Annotated in this window: 19 protein-coding genes; 10 read left to right on the forward strand and 9 right to left on the reverse strand. The window is 71.6% G+C overall.

Going from position 1 to position 21,589, the window contains the following annotated elements:
* Positions 1-185: 185 nt before the first annotated feature.
* Complete coding sequence (locus AC07FK_RS27575) at positions 186-566, reverse strand: DUF4234 domain-containing protein (RefSeq protein ID WP_479107658.1); 381 nt, start codon at positions 564-566, stop codon at positions 186-188.
* A gap of 379 nt (positions 567-945) precedes the next feature.
* On the opposite strand from AC07FK_RS27575, the gene AC07FK_RS27580 reads away from it, so the two are divergent.
* Both AC07FK_RS27580 and AC07FK_RS27585 read left to right on the forward strand, forming a co-directional pair.
* Positions 946-1,719, forward strand: a complete 774-nt coding sequence (locus AC07FK_RS27580) for a DUF4232 domain-containing protein (protein WP_479107659.1) — start codon at positions 946-948, stop codon at positions 1,717-1,719.
* Positions 1,720-1,845: 126 nt separating this feature from the next.
* Complete coding sequence (locus AC07FK_RS27585; protein WP_479107660.1) at positions 1,846-3,264, forward strand: chondroitinase-B domain-containing protein; 1,419 nt, start codon at positions 1,846-1,848, stop codon at positions 3,262-3,264.
* Between the two features lie 118 nt (positions 3,265-3,382).
* On the opposite strand, the gene AC07FK_RS27590 is transcribed toward AC07FK_RS27585, so the two are convergent.
* Entirely contained in the window at positions 3,383-5,296 is a 1,914-nt protein-coding gene (locus tag AC07FK_RS27590) for a CASTOR/POLLUX-related putative ion channel (RefSeq protein WP_479107661.1), read from the reverse strand.
* A 205-nt stretch (positions 5,297-5,501) separates the two neighbouring features.
* Here AC07FK_RS27590 and AC07FK_RS27595 point away from each other — a divergent pair, with 205 nt between their 5' ends.
* The 3 genes from AC07FK_RS27595 to AC07FK_RS27605 all read left to right on the forward strand — a co-directional run bounded on the left by AC07FK_RS27595 (position 5,502) and on the right by AC07FK_RS27605 (position 8,968).
* Entirely contained in the window at positions 5,502-6,692 is a 1,191-nt protein-coding gene (locus AC07FK_RS27595; RefSeq protein ID WP_479107662.1) for an MFS transporter, read from the forward strand.
* 143 nt (positions 6,693-6,835) lie between these two features.
* Positions 6,836-7,315 carry a hemerythrin domain-containing protein gene (locus tag AC07FK_RS27600; RefSeq protein WP_479107812.1) on the forward strand — a complete coding sequence of 160 codons (480 nt, stop codon included), beginning with the start codon at positions 6,836-6,838 and terminating at the stop codon, positions 7,313-7,315.
* A gap of 168 nt (positions 7,316-7,483) precedes the next feature.
* Complete coding sequence (locus AC07FK_RS27605) at positions 7,484-8,968, forward strand: peptidoglycan D,D-transpeptidase FtsI family protein (RefSeq protein ID WP_479107663.1); 1,485 nt, start codon at positions 7,484-7,486, stop codon at positions 8,966-8,968.
* A 147-nt stretch (positions 8,969-9,115) separates the two neighbouring features.
* Here AC07FK_RS27605 and AC07FK_RS27610 read toward each other — a convergent pair whose 3' ends face one another.
* Positions 9,116-10,696, reverse strand: a complete 1,581-nt coding sequence (locus AC07FK_RS27610) for a carbohydrate-binding protein (protein ID WP_479107813.1) — start codon at positions 10,694-10,696, stop codon at positions 9,116-9,118.
* Between the two features lie 561 nt (positions 10,697-11,257).
* Between AC07FK_RS27610 and AC07FK_RS27615 the strand changes: the two genes are divergently transcribed.
* The 4 genes from AC07FK_RS27615 to AC07FK_RS27630 all read left to right on the forward strand — a co-directional run bounded on the left by AC07FK_RS27615 (position 11,258) and on the right by AC07FK_RS27630 (position 15,386).
* Positions 11,258-12,256: an ROK family protein gene (locus AC07FK_RS27615; RefSeq protein ID WP_479107664.1), complete on the forward strand. Its 999-nt coding sequence runs from the start codon at positions 11,258-11,260 to the stop codon at positions 12,254-12,256.
* Positions 12,257-12,576: 320 nt separating this feature from the next.
* On the forward strand, positions 12,577-12,786 hold the full coding sequence (locus tag AC07FK_RS27620; protein WP_479107665.1) for a lasso RiPP family leader peptide-containing protein: 210 nt from the start codon (positions 12,577-12,579) through the stop codon (positions 12,784-12,786).
* A gap of 14 nt (positions 12,787-12,800) precedes the next feature.
* Positions 12,801-14,636, forward strand: a complete 1,836-nt coding sequence (locus AC07FK_RS27625) for an albusnodin/ikarugamycin family macrolactam cyclase (protein WP_479107666.1) — start codon at positions 12,801-12,803, stop codon at positions 14,634-14,636.
* 12 nt (positions 14,637-14,648) lie between these two features.
* A complete protein-coding gene (locus tag AC07FK_RS27630; protein ID WP_479107667.1) occupies positions 14,649-15,386 on the forward strand; it encodes a lasso peptide biosynthesis B2 protein in 738 nt (245 codons plus the stop codon).
* A gap of 355 nt (positions 15,387-15,741) precedes the next feature.
* Here AC07FK_RS27630 and AC07FK_RS27635 read toward each other — a convergent pair whose 3' ends face one another.
* Complete coding sequence (locus tag AC07FK_RS27635; protein ID WP_479107668.1) at positions 15,742-15,873, reverse strand: hypothetical protein; 132 nt, start codon at positions 15,871-15,873, stop codon at positions 15,742-15,744.
* 590 nt (positions 15,874-16,463) lie between these two features.
* Here AC07FK_RS27635 and AC07FK_RS27640 point away from each other — a divergent pair.
* A complete protein-coding gene (locus tag AC07FK_RS27640) occupies positions 16,464-16,841 on the forward strand; it encodes a hypothetical protein (RefSeq protein ID WP_479107669.1) in 378 nt (125 codons plus the stop codon).
* 4 nt (positions 16,842-16,845) lie between these two features.
* On the opposite strand, the gene AC07FK_RS27645 is transcribed toward AC07FK_RS27640, so the two are convergent.
* From AC07FK_RS27645 to AC07FK_RS27665, 5 genes are all read right to left on the reverse strand, one after another.
* Positions 16,846-17,544, reverse strand: coding sequence for a phosphatase PAP2 family protein (locus tag AC07FK_RS27645; RefSeq protein ID WP_479107814.1), 699 nt, complete (start codon positions 17,542-17,544; stop codon positions 16,846-16,848).
* 191 nt (positions 17,545-17,735) lie between these two features.
* Complete coding sequence (locus tag AC07FK_RS27650) at positions 17,736-19,580, reverse strand: bifunctional phosphatase PAP2/diacylglycerol kinase family protein (protein WP_479107670.1); 1,845 nt, start codon at positions 19,578-19,580, stop codon at positions 17,736-17,738.
* 49 nt (positions 19,581-19,629) lie between these two features.
* On the reverse strand, positions 19,630-20,529 hold the full coding sequence (locus AC07FK_RS27655) for a YihY/virulence factor BrkB family protein (RefSeq protein WP_479107671.1): 900 nt from the start codon (positions 20,527-20,529) through the stop codon (positions 19,630-19,632).
* 184 nt (positions 20,530-20,713) lie between these two features.
* Positions 20,714-21,157, reverse strand: coding sequence for an orotidine 5'-phosphate decarboxylase / HUMPS family protein (locus tag AC07FK_RS27660; protein ID WP_479107672.1), 444 nt, complete (start codon positions 21,155-21,157; stop codon positions 20,714-20,716).
* Positions 21,151-21,417 (reverse strand): orotidine 5'-phosphate decarboxylase / HUMPS family protein, encoded by a 267-nt coding sequence (locus AC07FK_RS27665; protein WP_479107673.1) that lies wholly within the window; start codon positions 21,415-21,417, stop codon positions 21,151-21,153. The genes AC07FK_RS27660 and AC07FK_RS27665 overlap by 7 nt, the downstream gene beginning before the upstream one ends.
* Positions 21,418-21,589: the final 172 nt, after the last annotated feature.

A 21,589-nucleotide genomic window follows, 5' to 3' on the forward strand; every position in this document is an offset into this window, starting at 1 on the left:
TCGACGGCACCGGCGGTGCCTCCTACCGCGCCGACGTCGGCCTGGCCGGGGGCCGCATCGCCGGGATACGGCGCCGCGGCGACGGTGGCCCCGGGGGGGGGGGGGGGGGGAGGGGGGGGGGGGGGGGGGGCCCCCCCCCCCCCCCCCCCCCCTCCCCGTGTGCAGTCGCCGTGTGTGGCGGCGGATCAGGCGTGCTGGGCGTAGACCGTGTTGAGCTTGCTCTGGTAGTAGAGCGGCGTCAGGCCGAGGACGAAGGCGAGCAGCAGGCCGACACCGCCGGAGCAGTCGGCGGTCACACCGGCGGCGCGCTGTGCCTGGGCGATGCGGGAGCCGGTCTTCACGATGGAGACGAACGGCGGGACGATCAGGAACGAACCGAGAGTGAGCGCGACGACAGCCATGCCGGGGTTGACCTCGATGGTCGGGTCGATCGCCTTCACCTGCTTGTTGACCTTGTAGTACCAGACGAGCCAGTAAATGCCGAAGGTCACCACGGTGAGCAGCCAGGTGACAACCGGGCTGGCGGGAGCGCCGGCGGGCGCGGACGTGCGGACGTCGGTGGACATCAAATTCCCCACTTGCTTGCTGTGCTTCCTGCCGCCCGTTCTGGCTGAGCCACCCCACGGGGCAGGGAGTGATGAGTGTTGCGCCTCGCGTTCGAGCTGTTCGGGCGAGGCTTGTGGAGCGTACGGGTTCTGAGCATGCCAAAGATGAGCGTGGGCATTACAAGTTCATTACAACGCAACAAATCGGCGGAAGTGGCGGCCGCCCGAGGGGTGCCCTCCGGGGTTCGAGCCCCATGTGACGGTCAATCGGGTGCGGGGCGCATCAGCGGTACGTCAGGGGGACGTCAGCGGAACGCCAGCGCGGGAACCGAAGCTGTGAGCGGACCAGATGCCGCACCTGGCGTCTACCGCACCGACCGCATCACACGGGGAGCTTCACATGCGTACCTTCATCCACCGTCCTGCCGTACTGGCCGTGTCCGCCGTAGCCGCACTCGGCCTCACGGTCACCGCCTGCGGAGGCGCCGACAGCGCGAAGGACCAGGGATCCGCCGAGTCCGTCACGGTCACGAAGCCCGACGGGAACTCCGGGAACTCCGGGACCGCCGGGAACAAGGACACGGCGACCGGCGGCGAGGCGGGCACCACCGGCTCGGGTACGTCCGGATCCTCCGGTTCGGGTACGTCCGGCTCCAACGGATCCGCGACGCGGGCCGGTTCGCAGCAGAAGGCCGGTGCGCAGCACAAGGCCCGTTCGCAGCAGAGGGCTGGCGTCAAGGCCCCGGCCTGCTCCGTCGAGGACCTGCGCGTCACGGCCAGGAAGAGCGACGGCGTGCCGACCACGCACATCACGTTGACGGCGACGAACGTCTCGGGCCGCGCCTGCACGCTGCACCAGTACCCGCTGATCGCGTTCAGCGACGTGCCGCAGACCGCCAAGGACGTGCCGCCCGTCGCCAAGAGCAGGCCCGCCGCCCCCGTCGTGCTGAACGCGGGCACGCCGGCCTACGCGGCCGTGCGCATCAACGACGGCAGCGTGGACGAGAACAACCACGTCGTCACCTCCTTCTACGTGAACCTCTTCGCCGCCGACGGGCCCGCTGAGGGCAGCAAGACCGTGGCCGCGCCCACGGGCGGCATCGCGGTCGACGACGCGGTCGCTAAGACCGGCTACTGGACGTACGAACTGCGCGACGGCGCCGACGAGTTCTGAGCCCCGGCAGGGCCGACCGGACGACGCGGCGGCACACGGGGCCGTGTGCCCGCCGCGACCGTCGACAACGCCGCGCGACCCCAAGGTGCCGACGCCGGCACACTCCCCGTTCCTCCTGGAGGCATCATGCAACGACGTACGTTTCTCACAGGCACTCTGCTGGGCACAGCGCTCGCCGCGGTGATGCCGGCGGCCGGCGCGTCGGCGGCCGAGAAGAGGGTCAGTTCCCTGAACGGCCTGCAGAGCGAGATCGACCGCGCGGTACCCGGCGACCGGATCGTGCTGGCCAACGGCACATACACCGTTCCGGCAGGGGGCGCCATCCGTGTGTCGGGCAGGAACGGCACTGCCGCCGCACCGATCACCATCACCGCCGAATCCCGCGGCGGAGCGGTGCTCCAGGGCGAACGCGGCTTCGTGTTCGCCGACTCGAGCGACATCACGGTCAGCGGCTTCGCCTTCCGGCAGAGCACCACCCTGGAGATCCCGGCGAGCTGCCCCCGCATACGGCTGACGCGCAACGACTTCCGGTTCGCGGACATCAGCGGGCTCGACTGGGTCGTTGTACGGGGCGACGACGCCAAGATCGACCGCAACCGCTTCCACCACAAGACGACCGAGGGCATCTTCGTCGTCGTGGACGGCCCGGGCTCGACCGCCGTCGCCCAGCGTCTGCACGTCTTCAAGAACCACTTCTCCGACCACAGCTTCGCCGGCGCCAACGGCGGCGAGCCGATCCGGCTCGGAGTCAGCAGCCGCGCGCTGTCCAGCGCCCACGCGGTCGTGGAGTTCAACCTGTTCGAGCGGTGCGACGGAGACCCCGAGACCATTTCGGTGAAGTCCTCGGACAACACCATCCGGTACAACACGATCCGCGACAGCCTCGGCGGCATCGTGCTGCGCCACGGCAACCGCACCACGGTGGACGGCAATTACCTGCTCGGCGGGACCGACGGTGTACGCCTGTACGGCAACGACCACCTCGTCGTGAACAACTGTCTCAGCGGGCTGACGGGCCGGGCCCTGACGATCGGCAGCGGCACCACCCGCGATCACCACCCCGGCGAGACGACGGAGGAAAGGCGCGGCAACGACGCGTGCGACCGTGCCGTGATCGCGCACAACACCCTCGTCGGCAACGCCCGTACCCTCACGGGCGAGACCCGGGAGTACGAGCCCCGGGACGTGGTCGTCGCCGACAACCTGCTGGTCGGCGACGCCGGCAGCCTGGTCGCGATGGGGAAGACCACCGGCTTCACCTGGCAGAGCAACATCCTGTGGGGCGCGGCGTCCAACGGCACCATCCCTTCCGACGGCTTCACCCGGACGGATCCCCGCCTGCAGCAGGCGGCGGACGGAGCGTTCCGGCTGTCGGCGGGCAGCCCGGCGATCGACGCGGCGACCCTCGCGAGCCCGGCCGTGGCCGACGACATCGACGGCCACTCGCGCGGCAGCGCCCGTGACATCGGCGCGGACGAGTACTCGGCACTCGCCCCCGTCCGCCGTCCCCTCGCGGTGGCGGACGTCGGCCCGAACGCGGCGTGAGCGACCATGCCCCAGGCGCGACGCGCACTCCCCGCGTCGCGCGGCGGCAGCCCCGCCGATCAGACGTCCGTGCCCCTCCGCCACCCCCCGGCGGCGGGGCACGGGCCCGCCCCGGCCGTCACCGTGCCAGCACGATCACCCGGTCGGCCTCGGTGAACCGCACGCGGTGCCGCTTGTCCGGGTTGATCCGTACGCCGTAGTCGGGGCCACTCGACGACCGGGCGTGCAGACGGTACCCGAGCGCGCACTCGCTGCGGCGGCGCGCGGATTCGACGACCGTGGCGAAGGTGACCTCGTGGCCGGGCAGCACGTACTGCGCGGCGGGTCTGAGGTAGATCTCGCTCCCGGCGGCGCTGAACAGCTCGTCGAAGAGATCGGCCAGGTACCGGCCTTCCGAGATCTGCGTCATCAGCTGGCTGATGAGCCGGCTGCTCACGATGAAGTCGGCGCCCTCGCGGACGGGTGCGAGCAGTCGGTTGCGGTCGTCGGACATCTCGGTGGTGAGGGAGAGCTCCCGTCGCGTGGCTTCCTCGACGGCCCGCAGGTGCAGCAGGGTGACCAGCGTCCTGTCGTCCGCCTCCGCCTGTCCGACCGCATCCGGGCTCGCGTGCACGCCCTTGTCGCCGATGACGATCACGCTGTCGTAGGACGGCACGTCCAGCGCCCTCAGGGTCCGCGGATCGGTGATGTCACCGCTGCGCACGCTCACTTCGAGGTGCCGCCCCGCCCCCGCGAGGTCGTACGCGCCCCGCATCGTCGGGCCGTCGCCGAGAGCGACCACGTCCAGGGTGGTTCCCGGGCTCACGTAGTGGTCCAGTTGCTCGACGACCAGTGCGGCGCGGCGGTTCCAGCCCAGGAGCAGGAGGCGCTCGGCGCGGGGCGTCGGGGAGCCGGCCGAGACGATCGCGTCCTCGTCGACGGACGGCGGTGTGTCCGCGACCGCGGCCGTGTCGTCGTCACGGGAGACGACGACGATCCGGTCGGTGGTCCGGATGACGGTGTCCGGGTCCGGGTTGAGCGCGACCGCGTCCCCCTCACGCAGCAGACCGATCACCGAGGAGGCGGTGAACGACGACAGTGCCTCACCGAAGGTGCGGCCGGTGAGTGCGGGCGCGGCGACGGTGTAAATCTCGTCGCCCTCGAAGTTCAGCAGTTCCTGGTAGACGAGCGAGAGGCCCGGCTGGCGGGAGGTCTGCACGAGCAGCCGGGCGATGATGTCGTCGATGTTCACGACGCGTGCGCCGGGCGGGGCGGCCAGGGTGGCCGTCACGTGGTTGCCGGCCTCGTGGACGGCCGCCACCACCACGGCACCGCCCGTCCGCGACGCCGGCGAGTTGAGCGCGAGCAGGGTCTTCACCACATGGGAGTCACCGTTGTCACCGTCGCCCCCACTCGACGGAAGGACCAGCACGGCTTTCGCTGTCCACGGGCTGACCCGGGCAAGAGCCGTGGGGTCGGTGGTGCGGCCGTTGCGGCAGATGATCCGGGTGGCTCCGGGGCGCGGCACCTGGGCGGCGATCTCCTCCTCCATCTCCACCTTGTCCTTGGGTGCGAGGACGGCGACGGTGGCCCGGCGGTGGTTGGCATTGGCCGCCACCAGTTCCGTGACGACGGGGAAGACCTGGTCGCTCCAGCCCAGCACGACGGTGTGCTGCTCCTCCATGACGGTCGAGTGCCCCAGGCGCAGCGCCATGATCCGTTGGTTGATGCCCGTCGTGATCAGGCTGACCAGCGTCGACACGAACAACAGGGCGACCAGGGCGAGCGACACCGACGCCAGCACGTACACGGGAGAGCCGACCGCGCCGCCGATCTTGAGCGTCTGGCCCACGCTCGCCCACACCGCGGTGAGCCGGCCGGAAAGGGTGACGGGCGCGTCGCGGTCGGCCCAGACCAGGACCACGCTGGCCGGGATCACGACGAGCAGGCAGGCCAGGGAGAGCCAGCCGATGAGCGCGGGGGTGCCGCGGCCCACCAGGTTGTCGACCCGGTACCGCAGACGCTGCCGGTGGGACGTAGCCTCTGACGCCATGCCGCCCCCCAAGCACGAGACAACCTGCCGCTCCGGTGTCGGCCGTACCGTCGCCCCAAACTAACGCGCCGGACCTGACGTCCGCCCCCGGGTTCGCGGCCCTCACCCCCACGAATGAATGATCGCCCACGCCTTCTGGACGCCCGGCGGCGCGCCGTGCGGCGCCCGGCCGGATCGGGACGACGGGCGGGCTTACCGTCGGGGCATGGACGATGATCGCCGAGAGTGGCGTCAGTGCCGGCTCAGTGGGGTCGTGTTCGCCGTGTGCATGGTCGGCACCACGCTGCCGACCCCCCTCTACGGCCTCTACCAGGACGAGTTCGGGTTCTCCGAGCTCACGGTGACCGTCGTGTACGCCGTGTACGCCTTCGGGGTCATCGGCGTGCTGCTGCTGGCGGGCAACGCCTCGGACACCGTGGGCAGGCGCCCGGTGCTGCTGTGCGGCCTGGCGCTCGCCGCGGCGAGCGCCGTCTGCTTCCTGTGCGCCACCGGGCTCGGCTGGCTCTACGCGGGCCGCCTGCTGTCGGGCCTGTCCGCCGGCCTGTTCACGGGGGCCGCCACGGCATACGTCATGGAGCTCGCGCCGCGCAACGGCGCCGCCCGGGCCACCTTCGTGGCGACGGCCGCCAACATGGGCGGACTGGGCTGCGGCCCGCTGATCGCCGGCCTGCTCGCGCAGTACGCGCCCTGGCCGCTCCACCTGCCGTTCGTCGTGCACCTCGCGCTGGTCGTCTGCTCGGCCGCAGTCCTGCTGCGGCTTCCGGAGTCCGTACGGGAGCGACGGCCGCTGAACACCGTACGGCCGCAGCGGCCCGGCCTGCCCGCGCGGGTGCGGGCGGTGTTCGTCCCCGCGGCGATCGCCTCGTTCGTGGGGTTCGCCCTGTTCGGGGTGTTCACGTCGGTCAGTCCGGCGTTCCTCGCGCAGTCGCTGGACGTGACCGACCACGCCGTGAGCGGTGCGGTGGTCGCCCTGGCCTTCTTCGCCTCCGTCGCCGGGCAGTTGGCGGTCGCCCGGGTGGGGGCCCGGCGGTCGCTTCCCCTGGGCTGCGCCGGGCTGCTCGCCGGGCTGGCGCTGCTGGCGGGCGCGTTGTACTGGAACCTGCTTCTCCTGGTCGTACTCAGCGCGCTCGTCGGCGGCGCCGGGCAGGGCCTGGCGTTCCGCGGGGCGCTGTCGGCGGTGGCCGCGGCGTCTCCCGTCGGCTCCCGGGCGGCGGTGATCTCGACCCTGTTCGTGGTGGCGTACACCGGCATCTCGGTCCCGGTGATCGGCGTGGGCGTACTGGCGGATCCGATCGGCCTGGAGGGCGCGGGGCTGGTGTTCATCGCGTGCATGGCCGTCCTCGTCTCGACCGCCGTGCTCTACCTGCTCCGCAGGCCGGTACCGGCGAGGGCGTGAGGGCGGACGTCCGGCGCGGCGCCCGGGAGCGACGGCCCGGGTCCGCGGACGCGTGGTGCGCGCCCGGTGGGTGAGGAGCGGATTGCGGGGAAGGCGTTCGGTCTACGTACCCGTACGACACAGGAGGCGACGACGTGACCGACGTGGTGGAGCTGATCACGCAGGACCACCGGCGGATGGAGGACCTCTTCCGCGCGATGCGCAGTGTGGAGGAGGACCGGGCCGCCGCGCTTCGGGAGTTCGCGGACCTGCTGATAGCCCACGGTGAGGCCGAGGAGGCGGAGGTCTACCCGGCCCTGCGCCGCTACCGGAAGGTCGACGACGAGGAGGTCGACCACGGCGAGGAGGAGCACACCGAGGGCAACAAGGCCCTGGCGGCGCTCCTGGAGGTGTCCGAGGTCGGCTCGCAGGAGTGGGACGAGAAGCTGGAGGAGCTGTCCGAGGCCATCACCCACCACCTCGACGAGGAGGAGCGCACGCTCCTCAACCACGCCAGGGAACTCGTCGCGGACAAGCGGCGGGCGGAGCTGGGGGAGGCGTTCGCCCGTGAGCGCGAGCGGCTGCTCAAGGAGGGGTGCGGAAGCCTGGAGAACGTACGCAAGGTCATCGCGGCGTCCGAGTGACGTCCTGACGGCCCCGCGGCCCCGGCCCGTGGGCCCCGGCCGGGGCGCGGCGTGTGACCGAGCCGTCCGGCCCGGTGGGCAACCGCGGGCCCCCTCCCGTCGTCCCTGGGGGAAAGGATCTTTTCGGGCACGCGTGCGGCGGAGCGGCGTGGAGGGGCGGGGCGAGCGATGAACAGGCCGCTGAGGCGCGTGGCGATCTTCTGTGGGCTCCTGGTGCTGGCCCTGCTCCTGCGGATCAACTGGGTCCAGTTCGTCCAGGGCGAAACCCTCGCCCATCACAAACACAACCCGCGGGTGAGGATCGCGCAGTTCGCCGAACCGCGCGGAGACATCATCGTCGGCGGACGGCCGGTCACCGGCTCGAAGGAAGTCGCCGGGCGGGACCTCAGGTACGAGCGGACCTTCACGGACGGGCCGATGTACGCCCCCGTCACCGGCTACGCCTCCCAGGCGCACGGGATGTCGCTGCTGGAGAACACCTACGACTCGGTGCTGAGCGGCCAGGACGACCGCTTCGCCTTCAAGCGCGCGCGCAAGGTTCTGACGGCAGAGCCGCTGCGCGGTGGCTCGGTCGTCACCACCATCGACCCGAAGGCGCAGAAGGCCGCCTACAAGGGGCTCACCGACCTGGGAGCCAGGGGAGCGGTGGTCGCCCTCGAACCGGGCACCGGCAAGGTGCTCGCTCTGGCCTCCGCGCCGTCCTACGACCCTTCCGTGTTCGCCGGGACGACGTTCGAGGACGGCCGCAGATACACGGCGCTGGCCACCGACAAGAGCAAGCCGCTGGTGAACCGTGCCCTGCGCGAGCGGTACCCTCCCGGCTCCACCTTCAAGATCCTCACGGCTGCGGCGGCCCTGGAGCACGGCCTGGTCACGGACATCGACGCGCGGTCCGGAGCGCCCTCCCCCTACCGCCTGCCGCTCTCGACCAACACGATCGGCAGCGAGGCCGGTGACGCGGTGTGCGACAAGGCCTCGCTCAAGACCGCCATGCAGCACTCGTGCAACAACGTCTTCCTCGACGCCGCGTCCAGGCTGGGGCCGGACAAGATGCGTGAGACGGCGGAGAAGTTCGGCTTCAACGCGGACGTCTACTCCGACGACTTCGGCGACATGCTGGCCTACAAGAGCCTCTACCCCGACCGGCTCGACAAGCCCGGGACCGCGCTCACCGGTATGGGTCAGGGAAGCCTCACCAGCACCCCGATGCAGATGGCCATGGTGACGGCCGCCATCGCCAACGACGGGAAGCTGATGCAGCCGTACCTCGTCGACAAGCTGCTCGATCCGGATCTGTCCCCGGTCGAGGAGTACCAACCCGCGCTCAAGAGCCGGGCGGTCTCCGGGGACACCGCCGAGAGTGTGCGCGACATGATGGAGTTCACCGCCCGCGAAGGGAGCGCGAAGGGGGCTCTGATCGACGGGATCACCGTCGGTGGGAAGACCGGAACGGCGCAGCGCGGCGTGGACGTCGACGACGAGGTGCCGTACGGCTGGTTCGTCTCGTACGGCAAGAACGCCGACGGCGCCTCGGTGGCGGTCGCCGTCTTCATCGACCCGACCGACATGGACATCTCGCGCGCCGACATCTCCGGCGGCAGGCTCGGCTCGCCGATCGCCAGGGAGGTCATGCGGGCGGTGCTCGTGGAGTGACGCCCGGCCGGCCCGTCCGGAAGAACCGGACGGGCCGGCCGGGGGCCGCCGCCTGCGCGGACGCTTCCCCGTCGCCCCGTCGCCCCGTCGCCCCGTCGCCCCGTCGCCCCGTCGCCCCGTCGCCCCGTCGCCCCGTCGCCCCCTCGCTTACGGCGTCACCGCTTTGCCTCCGAAGGTCACGGCGAGGCGGCCGTCGGAAGCGAACGACCAGGCCAGGGCGCCGGTGTACGCGGAGCACCGGGAGGCGTTGGAGCCGGACCAGAACTGGTTCGTGCCGTCCGCGTCGCCCACGATCCTGTCGTTCGTCCCACTGCCGCCGCGGCATGAGACGTTGTCGCGGAACACCGACGTGCCGGCGTCGAACGAGTAGTTGCGCTGCGCGTTGTCGACGCTGACGTTGCCGGTGACCGACATGGTGCCCGGGTTGCTGTTGTAGGTGAACCCGTGCTTGCCGTTGTGGTGGGCGATGCTGCGGCGGACGACGTGGTTCACCTTTATGTCCTCGCCGCCGAGCTTGTAACCGTTGCGGTCGCCGTTGGAGTTCACGGTGCCGTCCGAGAGGGTGCCGTTGTCGTGCGCGAGGGAGTCCTCGACGGTCACCGGGCCGATGGGACCGGTGTCCGTCTTGGTGTAGAGGTCCCAGCCGTCGTCGATGTTGTTGTGGGCGACGGCGTAACGGAACACGTTCCCGGAGCCGACGGTGAGCTTCGCCGCGAACCCGTCGGCGTCCTCGCCGTCCGAGTCGGCGTTGTCGTGCGACTGCGCGCTCAGCACGAGGTTGTGGGACGGCCACTGGTCGCGTGGTGTGGTGGAGGCCGTCCGTGACAGCTGCAGGCCCGTGTCGCGGTTGAAGCGCGTCACGGTGCGCTCGAAGACGTTGTTGCTGCCGCCGACGAAGATGCCGTTGTCACCGGCGCGTTCGACGACGATGCCGCTCACGTGCCAGTACGACCCGTTCACGGCGAGCCCGCGGTTCGCCGGGTCCTCGGTCATGGCCGAGAAGTTCAGTACCGGAGTCTCCCCGGGGTACGCGGACAGCTTCGTACGGGCACTCGCTGTGCCGTTGTTGCCTTGCGGGACGGTGATGGTCTGCGCGTGGCGGTAGGTGCCGCCGCGCAGGTAAATGGTGCCGCCGGCGGGAACGCGGCTGATCGCCGAGGTGAGCGTCGTCGGGGCCGCCTGCGTACCGGCCGCGCTGTCGCTGCCGTTCGGCGCCACGTACAGCGCGGTGCCCGACGGCGGCGGGGTGTCACCGGCCGTCTCGACGTCCAGTGCGTCGATGTTGGGCAGGCCGGCGGAGGTGGTAGGGCTCAGCCGGACCGTGTTGCTGCCGGCCACGACCGGCACGGTGAGTGTTTTCGTCGTCCAGCCCGACCACGTGCCGGTGCCCTCGAACGACGCGGACACGGCCGCCGAGCTGTTCGCGGTGACGGTGGCGGGGCGTGCGGTGGTGCTTCCGTTGGCGAAGCGGACCTTCAGTGTCGCGGTACCCGTGGCGGGGGCGTTCACGGTGAACTGCGCCTGGGCGCCGACGGCGTTGGCGCCGTTGCAGAAGCCGGTGCCGGAGTAGCCGGCCCAGTCGGAGTCGATCGTGCCGGTACAGACGGCGGGGGAGCTTTCGGCCTCGTAGCGGGCCGAAGCGGCGGCGGCCTGAGCCGCGGGCAGCGCGAGCGCGCCGGCCGTCAGCGCGGAGCAGGCGAGCAGGGACAACACGGGTACGGGATTCATGGGGGCCTCGTTCTTCTCCGTGGGCGCGTCCATGCGTGCGGGCATGGCCGGCATGGAGGTGCGCTGTGACAAGCGGCGGAAAGCGCTTGCTACGCTAGGAGGGTGCCATGGGCACGTCAATAGAAGAGTCACGTACGGCTGCTGGCGTCCGCCGCACGCCCCGCCGCATGCCCCGTCGCTCGCGCCGCGAGGGGCTATTGCGGCCCGGCCTAGGCCCTCACGGGCAACAACTTCCCCACCCCTCTCGGCGGCGGGCCGGAATTATTGACTCCTATTCATTTGAACGCACCCCTCGTTCAATTTGAAGATCACCATGCTAATGTCGGAAGACTGAAACGCTGAATTGTGGGGGGTCCGATGCTCCAGTTACGTCCTCTTCTGGGTGCGGCTCGGGGCACGAAAGCGATCAACGCCAAACACCTCCTTCTCTCTGTATTGATCAAGAGCGACAGTCAGGTCGGTCTGGCCCGGCGCACCGGACTCGCGCAGTCCACCGTTTCGAACATCGTCCGGGACTTACAGACGGCCGGAGTCTTCGTTTCGGACGCAGGGCGAGGACCGGTGCGCCGTACGAACGTCTGTCTCGTCCCGGCCCGCAATGTCGCGGTCGGCGTGCACCTCGGCTTCAACCAGGCGACGGTGGTGGCCCGGCGCGTCGACCGCCCCGACGCCGAAACGCACTGGGAGCACGTGGGAAGCGGTGCGAACCGGGGGCTGGCCGAGATCATCCCCTCGCTGAAGAAGGCCGTACGGGAGGCGGTCGGCAAGACCGGCCGTGAGCTGGAGGACGTCGTGTCCCTCGGCGTGGCGGTCCCGCGGATGGTCGACCCGCGCACCGGCAAGTTCCGTACGCCGGTGCTGCCGCCGTGGAGCGAGGGGGACGACCCGTCGGAGGACTTGGGGGAGTGGCTCGGCGTGAAGGGCGCGCTCGACAACGACGCCAACCTCGGCGCCCTGGCGGAGCAGACGTACAGCACGGAGGGCGACGCCGAGATCGTCGTCTACGTCAAGGGTTCCACCGGCATCGGCGCCGGCCTCGTCATCAGCAGCAACCCCATCCGCGGACACGGCATGGCCGGCGAGATCGGCCATCTCGTGCTGGACCCGGACGGCATGGTCTGCCGGTGCGGCGGGCGCGGTTGCCTGGAGACGATCATCGGGGCCGACGCGCTGGTCCGGCAGGCCCGCGAGGCCCTGGCCGGCAGTGTGGCCGACGTGCCCTACTCCCTCGCGTCACTGATCGAACGGGCGCAGGCGGGGGACGCCGTGTGCGAGCGGGTCATGCGGGATGCCGGACGCGTGCTCGGCCAGGCGCTGGCGCTGGTCTGCAACCTGCTGAATCCGGACCTGATCGTTCTGGGCGGCCAGCTCGCCGCCGCGCAGAATCTGGTCCTCGACCCCTGCCGGGAGTCCCTGACGCGCTACGGGTTGCGAGGGGCCGTAGGCCCGCAGAGCGAATTCACGCTGAAGCTGAGCTCGATGAATCCGCTGTCCGAGGCCAAAGGGGCACTGGTGCTCGGTCTGACCTCCTTGCGGAGGACGGACGTGGAGAAGGAATGAGCGAGTCGTGAAGCTCCGGGCCCTCTCCGTGCGGCATTTTCCGACGAGCTGAACTCCCGGCCCCGCGCGGTGGGCTCCCGTGCTGCGAATTGACGCATAGGGCTGTTGCCGCCCGGCGGCACCCGCCGCTTCGACCCTGCCTTCGGCCGGTCAAACACCAGTTGGCGCACGTGGACAGCGGCCGTTCCCGCCTGCCATGGTGGGCCGCACGCCAGGGGTACGAAATCCCGGTGTGCGGCTAAAGTCGAATAGCAGACTCTGTCCGAACGTGTTCCATCGTGCAATTGCATGCGCCTTTTGAGTCAACATCAGGTGGATATATGACCTTGCTGAGAAAATACGCCCGTCGGTCGGAGGCCCCGCCGTCTGTTTCCGAAACCGTTGCCCAGGAAGACGCGGGCACGGCCGATAGGGACTTCGACGGCTCCTACGCCCCCCCAGCGGTGGTCGATCTCGGTCATGTACGGGAGGTGACTCTCGGAAGCTCCAGCAGCGGCACGGCCGACGCCAACTCTCATTACTACTGGTGACTCCGGTGATGAACGTGATCGGTTCAGGCCACAGCACCGACCGGCTCGTCCATCCGGACTTCGTCGGATGCTTCCCACCCCCCGCCGGCTCGTCCGCTCCCCTGACGGACCTGGCCGGTCACTGGCGGGAAGGCGAACTGCGCACGCACCGGTCCGCGGGCGGCACGGTCATAGCCGTCGGCCAGTGTCTCGCCGGAGAGCGGCAGTTCGACACGGACGCCGAGCGGGCGCTCGCCACCGGACGGCTCACCGCCCTGACCCGGTGGCCGGGCAGTTACCTCTGCCTCGTCGTACGCGCCGGTGAGCTCACCGTCTTCACCGACCTGGCCGGACAGTACCCGCTGTACTACCGGTCCCGCCCCGGCCGTACCTGGATCGGGTCGCGTCCGGTGGACGTGGCGGCCGCGGCGGGCGGCGGCTGCCGGCCGGACCCGCAGGTCCTTGCCGCCTGGATATTCTGCCCCGGCGTGCCCCTCCTGCCCGGAAACCGTTCGGTGGTGGCCGGAGTCGAGCGGCTGGGCGGCGGGCACGCCCTGCGGATCACCGCCGACGGCGCGGCCGCCGCGTGGGAGTACGAGAATCTTCAGCCCGAGGCGGAGGCATCCGCCGCGTCGGCGGCCGAGGCGCTCGGAGCGGCACTCGACGAGTCGGTCCGGCTGCGCGCCGTACGGGCCCGGACACTGACCGCGGACTTCAGCGGTGGACTCGACTCCACCTCAGTCGCGTTCCTGGCGCTGCGCCACAGGCCGGGGCCGCTGCCCGCGTTCACCTATCACCGGGCGGACACGGCATGCGACGACCTGGAGTACGCCCGAGCCTACGCGCGGCTCGACGAACGGCTCCGCCTCGAAGTGGTGACGGGGGCGACCACCGGATCACTGCCCTACCAGGGGCTGGACGGCGCGGGCTGCGACGGGGAGCCCAATGCGGCGGCAGTGGGGGCAGCCCGGACGCGGCTGCGCCTGGAGCGCATCGCCCGGCAGGGGGCGGACGTCCACCTCGGCGGCGAGGGGGGCGACGCACTGCTGTGCCCGCCTCCCTCCTACCTGGCCGGCCTCGCGCGGCCGGGCGGCCTGCGGCGGCTGATCCGGGACGGACGCATACTGGCGCGATCACGTCACACCTCGCCCCTTCACGTCGTCGGCCGAGCCGCCCGGTTGGCCCGTACGCCGCTCGCCGCCGCCCTGAGGCAGACGGCCGAACGGCTGGAGTCACCGGGGGAGCGCGACCCGCACTGGCTCGACACGCTGAACTGGTGGGTCCTGCCGGGCCCCGAGGCGGCGTGGCTCACGGGCCCCGCCCGGCAGGAGCTCGCGGCACTGGCCCGCACCCGCGTCCCCGGGCTGGGCGGCGCGGCCCGGCGGAGGGCGGAGCGTACGCCGGACCTGCGCACGACCCTCCACGAGGTGCGTACTTCGGCCGAGGCACAGCGCCAACTAGCGTACGCGGCGGCGCCTTTCGGCATCTGGCCGCAGGCCCCGTTCCTCGACAACGACGTCGTGCGGGCCTGTCTTCGGCTCCCGGCGCACCTACGCTGTGATCCTCCGGCGTTCAAGCCACTGCTGGGCACGGCGCTGGCCGGCGCCGTCCCCGCCCCCGTGCTGGCCCGGCGGACGAAGGGCGACTACTCCGACGAGGACTACCGGGGCGCCCGGCTCGCCTCCGGAGCCTTGCGAGACCTCCTCCGTACGTCGCGCCTGGCCGCCCTCGACGTCGTCGATCCGCACGCGGTCGCGGCTTCCCTGGACCGCGCACTGATGGGGCTGCGCGCCCCGTTCCCCGCTCTCAACCGTTTCGTCGGCGTCGAGTTGTGGCTGAGAAACACGTCATGGCCGGGCGACCCGCAGTAATGGAGGCAGCTCGTGACCGAGCTCCGGATTCCCCAGTACGTTCACGCCGGCGAGTCGCCGCACGGCGGGACCGTGCTCTTCAACGCCCGGTCGGGGCAGTGGTACGCGATGAACGGCACCGCACGGGCGCTGTGGGAGGAGTGGCACCGCACCGGTGATTTCGACACCGGCGTACAGGTCGTCGCGGACCGCTACCCCGCCGTGCGCTACGACCATCTGCGGCTCGACGCCGCAAGGCTCGCCGGGGATCTGGCGGAACGCGGGCTCGTGGCCACCGAAGCGGACCGGACGCCTGCCCCGGGCCGGGGCGCGGAGGCCCTGGAAGGCGACGGGCACGGGAAGGTGGACGATGCCGCACCGCGAACCGGCGGCGTCCGGTGGCTGAGGGCGGCCGGCTGGGCGGGACTGGTCCTGGCGCTACTGCTGTTGCGGCTTCCCTTCAGGGTGCCCGTGCACACCGTGGACGTACTGAAGCGGTCGCGCAGGCGGCCGGCCACGATGCGCGAGGCCGAGGCCGTGCTCGCGGTGGTGCGGCGGGCGGCGGACGGATATCCGGGGCGAGCCGCCTGCCTGGAGCACTCGCTCGGCACGGTGCTGGGGCTCGCGCTCGCCGGGCGCACGGCGGACTGGTGCCTGGGCAGCGCGGACGATCCGTACCGGTTCCACGCCTGGGTGGAGATCGCCGGCGAGACCGTCACGCATCCCGAGGCCGACGACCGCGTGTCGTTCCGACGAGTGCTGGTGCTCTGAGCGCCGTTCGGCGCACTGCGTTCTTCAGAATGCAGGCCGAACCTGCGCCGGGGTTGTCCCGATGGTGCAATTCCGCTCCCGATCGCTTTCCCTGTAGTGCCGAAGTGGATCGCCGGGTGTGAGCGCTCCCATCCGCCTCCGTCGGGGGAGTGTATATGAAAGGTTGCTTCGAATTGCCTGCTGTCGGCTGCCGCGGGGCCTTCCTACTGATCGGTTTCACGTTAATTCCTGGGCGAGGGTTTCCCCGGACTCCGTCGAACGCTATGCTCGGTACGCGCACAAAAAAAGACTTGAGGGGCCGCCCGCGGCAACGGGCAACCCCTCAAGCGCAATGAAACCGCTGGTTGGCGAGCGATCAGATCAGAGGCGTGACCCCTCCGTTCACCAGAACCAGTACGACCAGGACCGTGATGACGATGACCTGGATCACGCGGACCCAGCTCACATCTGTGCTGCCCTGGAACGTCACACGCGCTTTCACGTTCACGGAGATTTTCCCTTCGAGGTGCGGGCCGGCGCAGTGTAGATCGAAAAGCAACACCGCGACTTCAGTTTCTTCCGCATTTATCGGCCTGACAACCCCTTGGGCTGCGCCTTTGCTTCGCTCAGAGGCTCGTACTCCGGGCCGGAATTTCACTTTGCAGGACGGTGTTTCTGCAATTCGCTGGTATCTCGCTCCAAGGATCGGAGCCGTAGGCGGAATTCGAACGAGACGCGGGGCGCGGGACGTCGTACGGCCGGCGGCTGCCCCTGCGCCGTGGCCCGGTCAGCCCGCGCGTCGCCCCGTCGGCAATCCGCACCCCGAGCACCGCGGTTCCGCCCCCGCGTCGTCGGTTCGGCCGCACCCGTGCCCGGGATCACCGGTCCCGGCAGCGAATTGGCATTCGGCGGCGCGAGGACGACCCCGGGAAAAATCATGCCCCACACATTGGCTGAACGTTTCGCCAACGCCCTCCACGTCAACGAGTCGATCTCCGGGCCGCCCGATGCGCGCCACCGGCGTCCAGCCACTGCCCTGAGGCTCCCGGTCCAGCGCCCAGGTTCGCTACCGCCCCTGCTGGCGGACAAGATGAGCGCATGGACGACGAACCTCTGCGGATCCCGCTCGATCAGCTGCGGCGGGCCTTCGAGGTGGCGCTGCGCCACCTCGAAGCGTCAGCCGGCCCCACCGTGGCGCTCGAACACGACTACTTCTGGTGTGTCCCGCCCGACGAGCTCCATGACGTCACCGAAGAACCGAGATCGCACACGATCGGGCAACTCACCGCATCCTGGAACCACCTTGAGGATCTGCTCGCCGACCCGGACCGGGTGGTGTCCCACCACTTGGTCTGGCTGGCCGATCTTCTCCGCGCGATCGGGCACGACACCGTCTCGTGCCCCACCCGCCCGGTGCCACCCAGCGCGGACGCAGCGCACGCCCGCACGCGTCCAGGAGCCGGACAGGCCCGCTGAGGGCTCAGTCGCAGTCGCCGTCGGCGATCTCGGGGTCCAGTCCCTGCGCGGGTGTCGTGCGCGGACGGCCGATGTCCGCCCGCCAGGCCTCGAAGGCCAGGGCCGTGGCGGTGACCACGGCGAGGCCGAGGAACCAGCCGCCGACGACGTCGCTGACCCAGTGGACGCCCAGCGCCACACGCGTCCCGCTGACGCCCAGGACCGTGACGACGGCGAGTGCCCAGGGCAGCGGGCGCCACCGCCGGGGCACCAGCGGCAGGAGTACCAGCAGCAGTACGGCGCAGGAGGTCGTCGCCGTCATCGCGTGGCCGGAAGGGAACGAGAAGCCGGGCCCGTACGCCACCGGATCCGGCAGGTGCGGGCGGGCACGCTCGACCGTGTTCTTGGCCATGAGCCCCGCCAGCCCCCCGGCTGTCGCGGTGACGGCCGCCCAGGCCGCCAGCCGCCAGGCGCGGCGGCTCAGCAGCCACAGGACGAGCACGGCCACCAGCAGACGCATGGTCAGGGGACCCCATACGACGTCCGTGAGGAACCGCAGGGCTCCCACGAGGCCCGGATGCGCGAGGGCGTACTGGTGCAACGACGCGGCCGCGCCGTGGTCGAGCCGTCGCAGCGGCGCCCAGGGGGCCTGCACCAGCACCAGGGCCAGGGCGACCGGCATGGCCGCCACGGCTGTGACGGCGGCCGTACCGGCCAGCCGCATGCCGAATCTGGCGTCGGGCCCCCAGTGACGCGAGATCAGCGGTCCGGCGAGTCGCCGCAGGCCGGTGGGGCGCCGCCGCTCGGATCGTTGGGCCATGGCGCGGTGCGCCTCCTCTCACAGATGTGCCGGCTGGTTGCCAGTGGTGCGGCCGGCCCCCGGGGACGACCACCTGCCCGCTCGGACAGCGGCTCTCACGGAAGCCGGCCGAGGGGCGCGGGCGGGGCCGGCGTGTCCCGCCCCGGACGTACGGGCGGCTCGGCCACGGCTTCGGCTGCCGGGGCCGGGACCGGGACCGGGACGGGGGCAGTCGTCCCGGAGACCCGGGCGATGCCCGCGTGCGCGCCGGCGGGCAACTGGATGAGCAGAGCGCCCGGTTCCACCTCCGCGACCAGCCGGGTGCCCTCGGCGGCGCAGTCCCCGTCGACCTCGCGGGCCTGCCGATCGGCGAAGCGGACGTCGATCCGTGCCGCGCTGAAGTACTCCAGGGCGCCGCGCGCCACGAGCCGTTCGCCCGGTTTCCGCTCCACGACCGCCTCGGAAGGCGCTGCCGTACCCGGGGTGCGGCGTCCGGGCAGCATGCCGCGCACCAGGTGTGCCGCCGCCGCGAGCCAGCCGGCGAGGCCGCGGGGATCGAGCAGGACGACCTCCAGCCGCCCGCTGTCCGGCCGGGCGTCGGGCAGCAGCGGCAGGCCGCCCTGCAGGGCGCCGACATTGCCGATGACGACCATGCGGGCGCGGCGGGTCAGCACGTCGCCCGTGTCGAGCCGGATCGACAACCGCATCGGAGGATCGCCGAGATGCCGGACGGCCGAGACGACGTACGCGAACCAGCCCAGCGACGCCTTGAGCCGCACCGAGGCGTCCCGCACCATCGCCGCGTCGAAACCGGCACCGGCCATGACGGTGAAGCGGGTCGGCGCGAGCCCGTCGCCGCTCACGCGCCCGACGTCGATACGGACGCGGTCGCCGCGCAGCGCCTCGTCCAGGGCACGGGCCGGGTCCGCGGGCAACCGGAGGTTGCGCGCGAGCAGATTGCCCGTACCGCAGGGGACGACGGCCAGGGCGGCCCCCGTGCCGGCCAGCTCGTCCGCGCAGGCGCGCACGGTGCCGTCCCCTCCGCACACCACGACGAGGTCGATCCGACCGGCCGCGGCGTACGCGGCCAGGTCGCCGCAGGGGCTTTCGGGCGTCGTCGACGTCCACCGCACATCGGTGCGGCCGTGGCAGGCCAGGATGTCGCACAGGCGAGCCGTCAACTCCTCGTCGCACGCGAGGGGATGGCGGACCCCGACCACGCGGCCGCCGCCGGGGCCGCCGGCCGAGCGGGGGAGGGACGGCGGGCGGCCGGCGCGACCGGTGGTGACGGCGGACGGACTCTCGCGCGACACCAGCAGCGCGTGCGCCATGACGAGCAGGGTGCATGCGCCGGTGACCAGGCCGCCCACCACGTCGCTGGGGTGGTGCATCCCCCGGTACACGCGGGACACCGCCACGGCCGGCGGCACGACCAGCAGCACCGCGGCGGCGGCGTACCGCCAGGGCCCGCGCAGCCGGGTGAGCGCGAGCGTGGCGAGTCCGCCGTAGAGCGCCAACGACGCCCCGACGTGCCCGGAGGGGAAGCTCGACGTCGGCGGGGCCGGGTCGAGCCGGGGAACGTCGGGGCGCGGGCGCTCCACGCACAGGGTGACGACCAGGAAGAGCGCCGACTGGGCGGCGACCGTTCCGCCGAGGAACAGCGCTTCCCACCACCGCGGCGCCCGGGGCAGCACGACCAGCGCGATGACGCACAGAAGGGTGACGCCGATGACGCATTCGGTGGAGGCGAGGAGCGTCAGCGACTCGGACACGGCCGTGGCCGCACCGGTGCGGTGCCGGGCGAACCAGGCGTTCACGCCTCCCTCGGCCGAAAGGGGCCAACTCGCGCCGCCCCGGCCGGTGATCAGCAGGCCCACCCCGACCATCAGCGCCCCCAGGGCCGGCAGCAAGAACAGGGGACTGATCCGTCTGGCGGCCTCGCCGCTACCCGTCGTCGTCATGGGCACCGTGTTGCCCGGCCCGGCCGGGTGAATCGTGCCGACGCGCGATTCACACCGGAGAAGAGCAGGGATCGGGCCTCCTCGGCCGTGCGTCCCGGGAGAGTTCGGCGTTGAACTGCGCCCCCGCCAGCAGCACGACGTGCGAGACCCACAGCCAGACGAGGAACGCCACCACACCCGCCAGGGACCCGTAGAGACGGTTGTACGTGGCGATGTGCGAGGCGTAGAACGCGAAGCCCGCCGAGGCGAGGAGCCAGAGCACCACCGCCAGGGCGCCGCCGGCCACCGTGTCCCGCAGCCCGCCCGCCTCGGCCGGCCCGGACCGGAAGAGCAGCAGTACCAGGGCGATGACCACCAGGAACAGCAGCGGCCACTTCAGGCCTGCCCACACGAGCGCCGCCTGCTGGTCCGTTCCCGTCCCGCGGCCGATGGCCCGGGCGATCCGCCCGGTGGCGGTCAGCGTCAGCACACCGCTGACCAGCAGGGCCAGTACAGTCAGCGCCCTGAGCAGGGTGGCGGGGAACGTCCGCCACGCCGGACGGCAGTCCGCGACGCCGTACATCGCGTGCAGCGCGCGCCGGAACACCGCCAGATAGCTGGTGGCCGACCACAGCGCGGCCCCGGCGGTCAGCACCATCAGCAGCCAGGGGCCCGACCCCTCCTGCCGGCTGCCCAGGGCCTGTTCGAGCACCGGGCGGGCCGTCTCCGGTACGAAGGCGCCGAACTGCGCGATCACCTCGTGGGGCGAACCCGTGCCGAGCAGGGCGATGGCGAAGACGATCACCAGCAGGGACGGGAAGACCGCCAGAACCGCGTAGTACGTCAACGCGGCCGCCCAGTCGGTGACGTCGTCCTCCCACAGGGCGACCGGCGTACGGGCCAGCGCTCTGCGGTGCACACCGTGCTCGCTGCGGCGCGCCGACGCGCTCGCGGGGACACCGACCGCCATGAACCATCACTCCGTTCCGCCCCGCCGGCACCGGGGGCCGCCCCTCCGGCGGGACGGCGACCGGGTGTTTCCTTCTCTGCTGCCCGGCAACCGTGCGCTCACGCGTGCTGTCACCCGCGTGACCGCGAGGCGCTGAGGACGGCCGGCGGCTCTCGACGGCGGAGGCGCCCGTGGGGGCTCGCGCTCAGAGCCCCAGGTCGGCGCGGACGAGCCGGATCGCCGCCACCGGGTCCGCCGCCCGAGTGACGCTCCGGCCGACGACGATGTGCGACGCACCGGCCGTGACGGCGGCACGCGGCGTCCCGGGCCGGGCGTGATCGGACGGGGAGTCACCGGGCAGCGTGACGCCCGGCGCCACGATCAACGCGTCGGCGCCCAGCACGCCCCGCAGCTCCGCCGCTTCCCGGGGCGACGCGACCACACCGTGACATCCGGCGCGCCGCGCCAGCCGGGCCAGGCGCAGCACCTGTTCCCCGGTCGGGGCGTCGACCCCGATGTCGGCGAGATCGGAGCCGGTCATGCTGGTGACGACGGTCAGGGCCAGGACATGCAGCCGGGGAAAGTCGCGGGCGGCGGCGACGGCGGCGGACACGATGCCGGTCCCGCCCATGGCGTGCACGGTCACCATCGACGCGCCCAGTGTCCCCGCCACCCGCACCGCGGCCGCGACGGAGCGGGGGACTCGAAGAGCTTGAGATCCAGGAACACCTCGTTGCCGCGCGCGACGAGGTCCTCGACGAGATCGGGCCCGGCGGCCGAGAGCAGCTCCAGCCCCACCTTGTAGAACCGGCACTCGTCACCCAGCAGGCCGACGACCTCCTCGGCCGCGCGGCGGCTGTCGAAATCCAGAGTGACGATGGTCGGGTCGGTCAACTTCACGATCGTCATTGTCACCCCTCACACGGACGGCGGACTCGCCCGAACGGATGCGAGAGGTGGACCCGGGCGCGCACCGGCACCGGACATGACAGGGGTGGACTCCGGCGGCCGTGACGAAGCGACGCTCAAGGACACCGCCGACGCGTACCACCGAGCGCCACCGCTGCGACCAGCGGTGCAG

Source organism: Streptomyces sp. NPDC046122 (assembly GCF_056429965.1).

What these genes read in the sequence shown, in the direction of transcription:
- AC07FK_RS27585 (WP_479107660.1), top strand. Translation starts at nt 1,846, where the DNA reads ATGCAACGACGTACGTTTCTCACAGGCACTCTGCTGGGCACAGCGCTC.
- AC07FK_RS27665 (WP_479107673.1), bottom strand. Translation starts at nt 21,417, where the DNA reads ATGACGATCGTGAAGTTGACCGACCCGACCATCGTCACTCTGGATTTC.
- AC07FK_RS27640 (WP_479107669.1), top strand. Translation starts at nt 16,464, where the DNA reads ATGGACGACGAACCTCTGCGGATCCCGCTCGATCAGCTGCGGCGGGCC.
- AC07FK_RS27590 (WP_479107661.1), bottom strand. Translation starts at nt 5,296, where the DNA reads ATGGCGTCAGAGGCTACGTCCCACCGGCAGCGTCTGCGGTACCGGGTC.
- AC07FK_RS27660 (WP_479107672.1), bottom strand. Translation starts at nt 21,157, where the DNA reads ATGGTGACCGTGCACGCCATGGGCGGGACCGGCATCGTGTCCGCCGCC.
- AC07FK_RS27605 (WP_479107663.1), top strand. Translation starts at nt 7,484, where the DNA reads ATGAACAGGCCGCTGAGGCGCGTGGCGATCTTCTGTGGGCTCCTGGTG.
- AC07FK_RS27620 (WP_479107665.1), top strand. Translation starts at nt 12,577, where the DNA reads ATGACCTTGCTGAGAAAATACGCCCGTCGGTCGGAGGCCCCGCCGTCT.
- AC07FK_RS27575 (WP_479107658.1), bottom strand. Translation starts at nt 566, where the DNA reads ATGTCCACCGACGTCCGCACGTCCGCGCCCGCCGGCGCTCCCGCCAGC.
- AC07FK_RS27595 (WP_479107662.1), top strand. Translation starts at nt 5,502, where the DNA reads ATGGACGATGATCGCCGAGAGTGGCGTCAGTGCCGGCTCAGTGGGGTC.
- AC07FK_RS27610 (WP_479107813.1), bottom strand. Translation starts at nt 10,696, where the DNA reads ATGAATCCCGTACCCGTGTTGTCCCTGCTCGCCTGCTCCGCGCTGACG.
- AC07FK_RS27655 (WP_479107671.1), bottom strand. Translation starts at nt 20,529, where the DNA reads ATGGCGGTCGGTGTCCCCGCGAGCGCGTCGGCGCGCCGCAGCGAGCAC.
- AC07FK_RS27650 (WP_479107670.1), bottom strand. Translation starts at nt 19,580, where the DNA reads ATGACGACGACGGGTAGCGGCGAGGCCGCCAGACGGATCAGTCCCCTG.
- AC07FK_RS27645 (WP_479107814.1), bottom strand. Translation starts at nt 17,544, where the DNA reads ATGCGGCTGGCCGGTACGGCCGCCGTCACAGCCGTGGCGGCCATGCCG.
- AC07FK_RS27580 (WP_479107659.1), top strand. Translation starts at nt 946, where the DNA reads ATGCGTACCTTCATCCACCGTCCTGCCGTACTGGCCGTGTCCGCCGTA.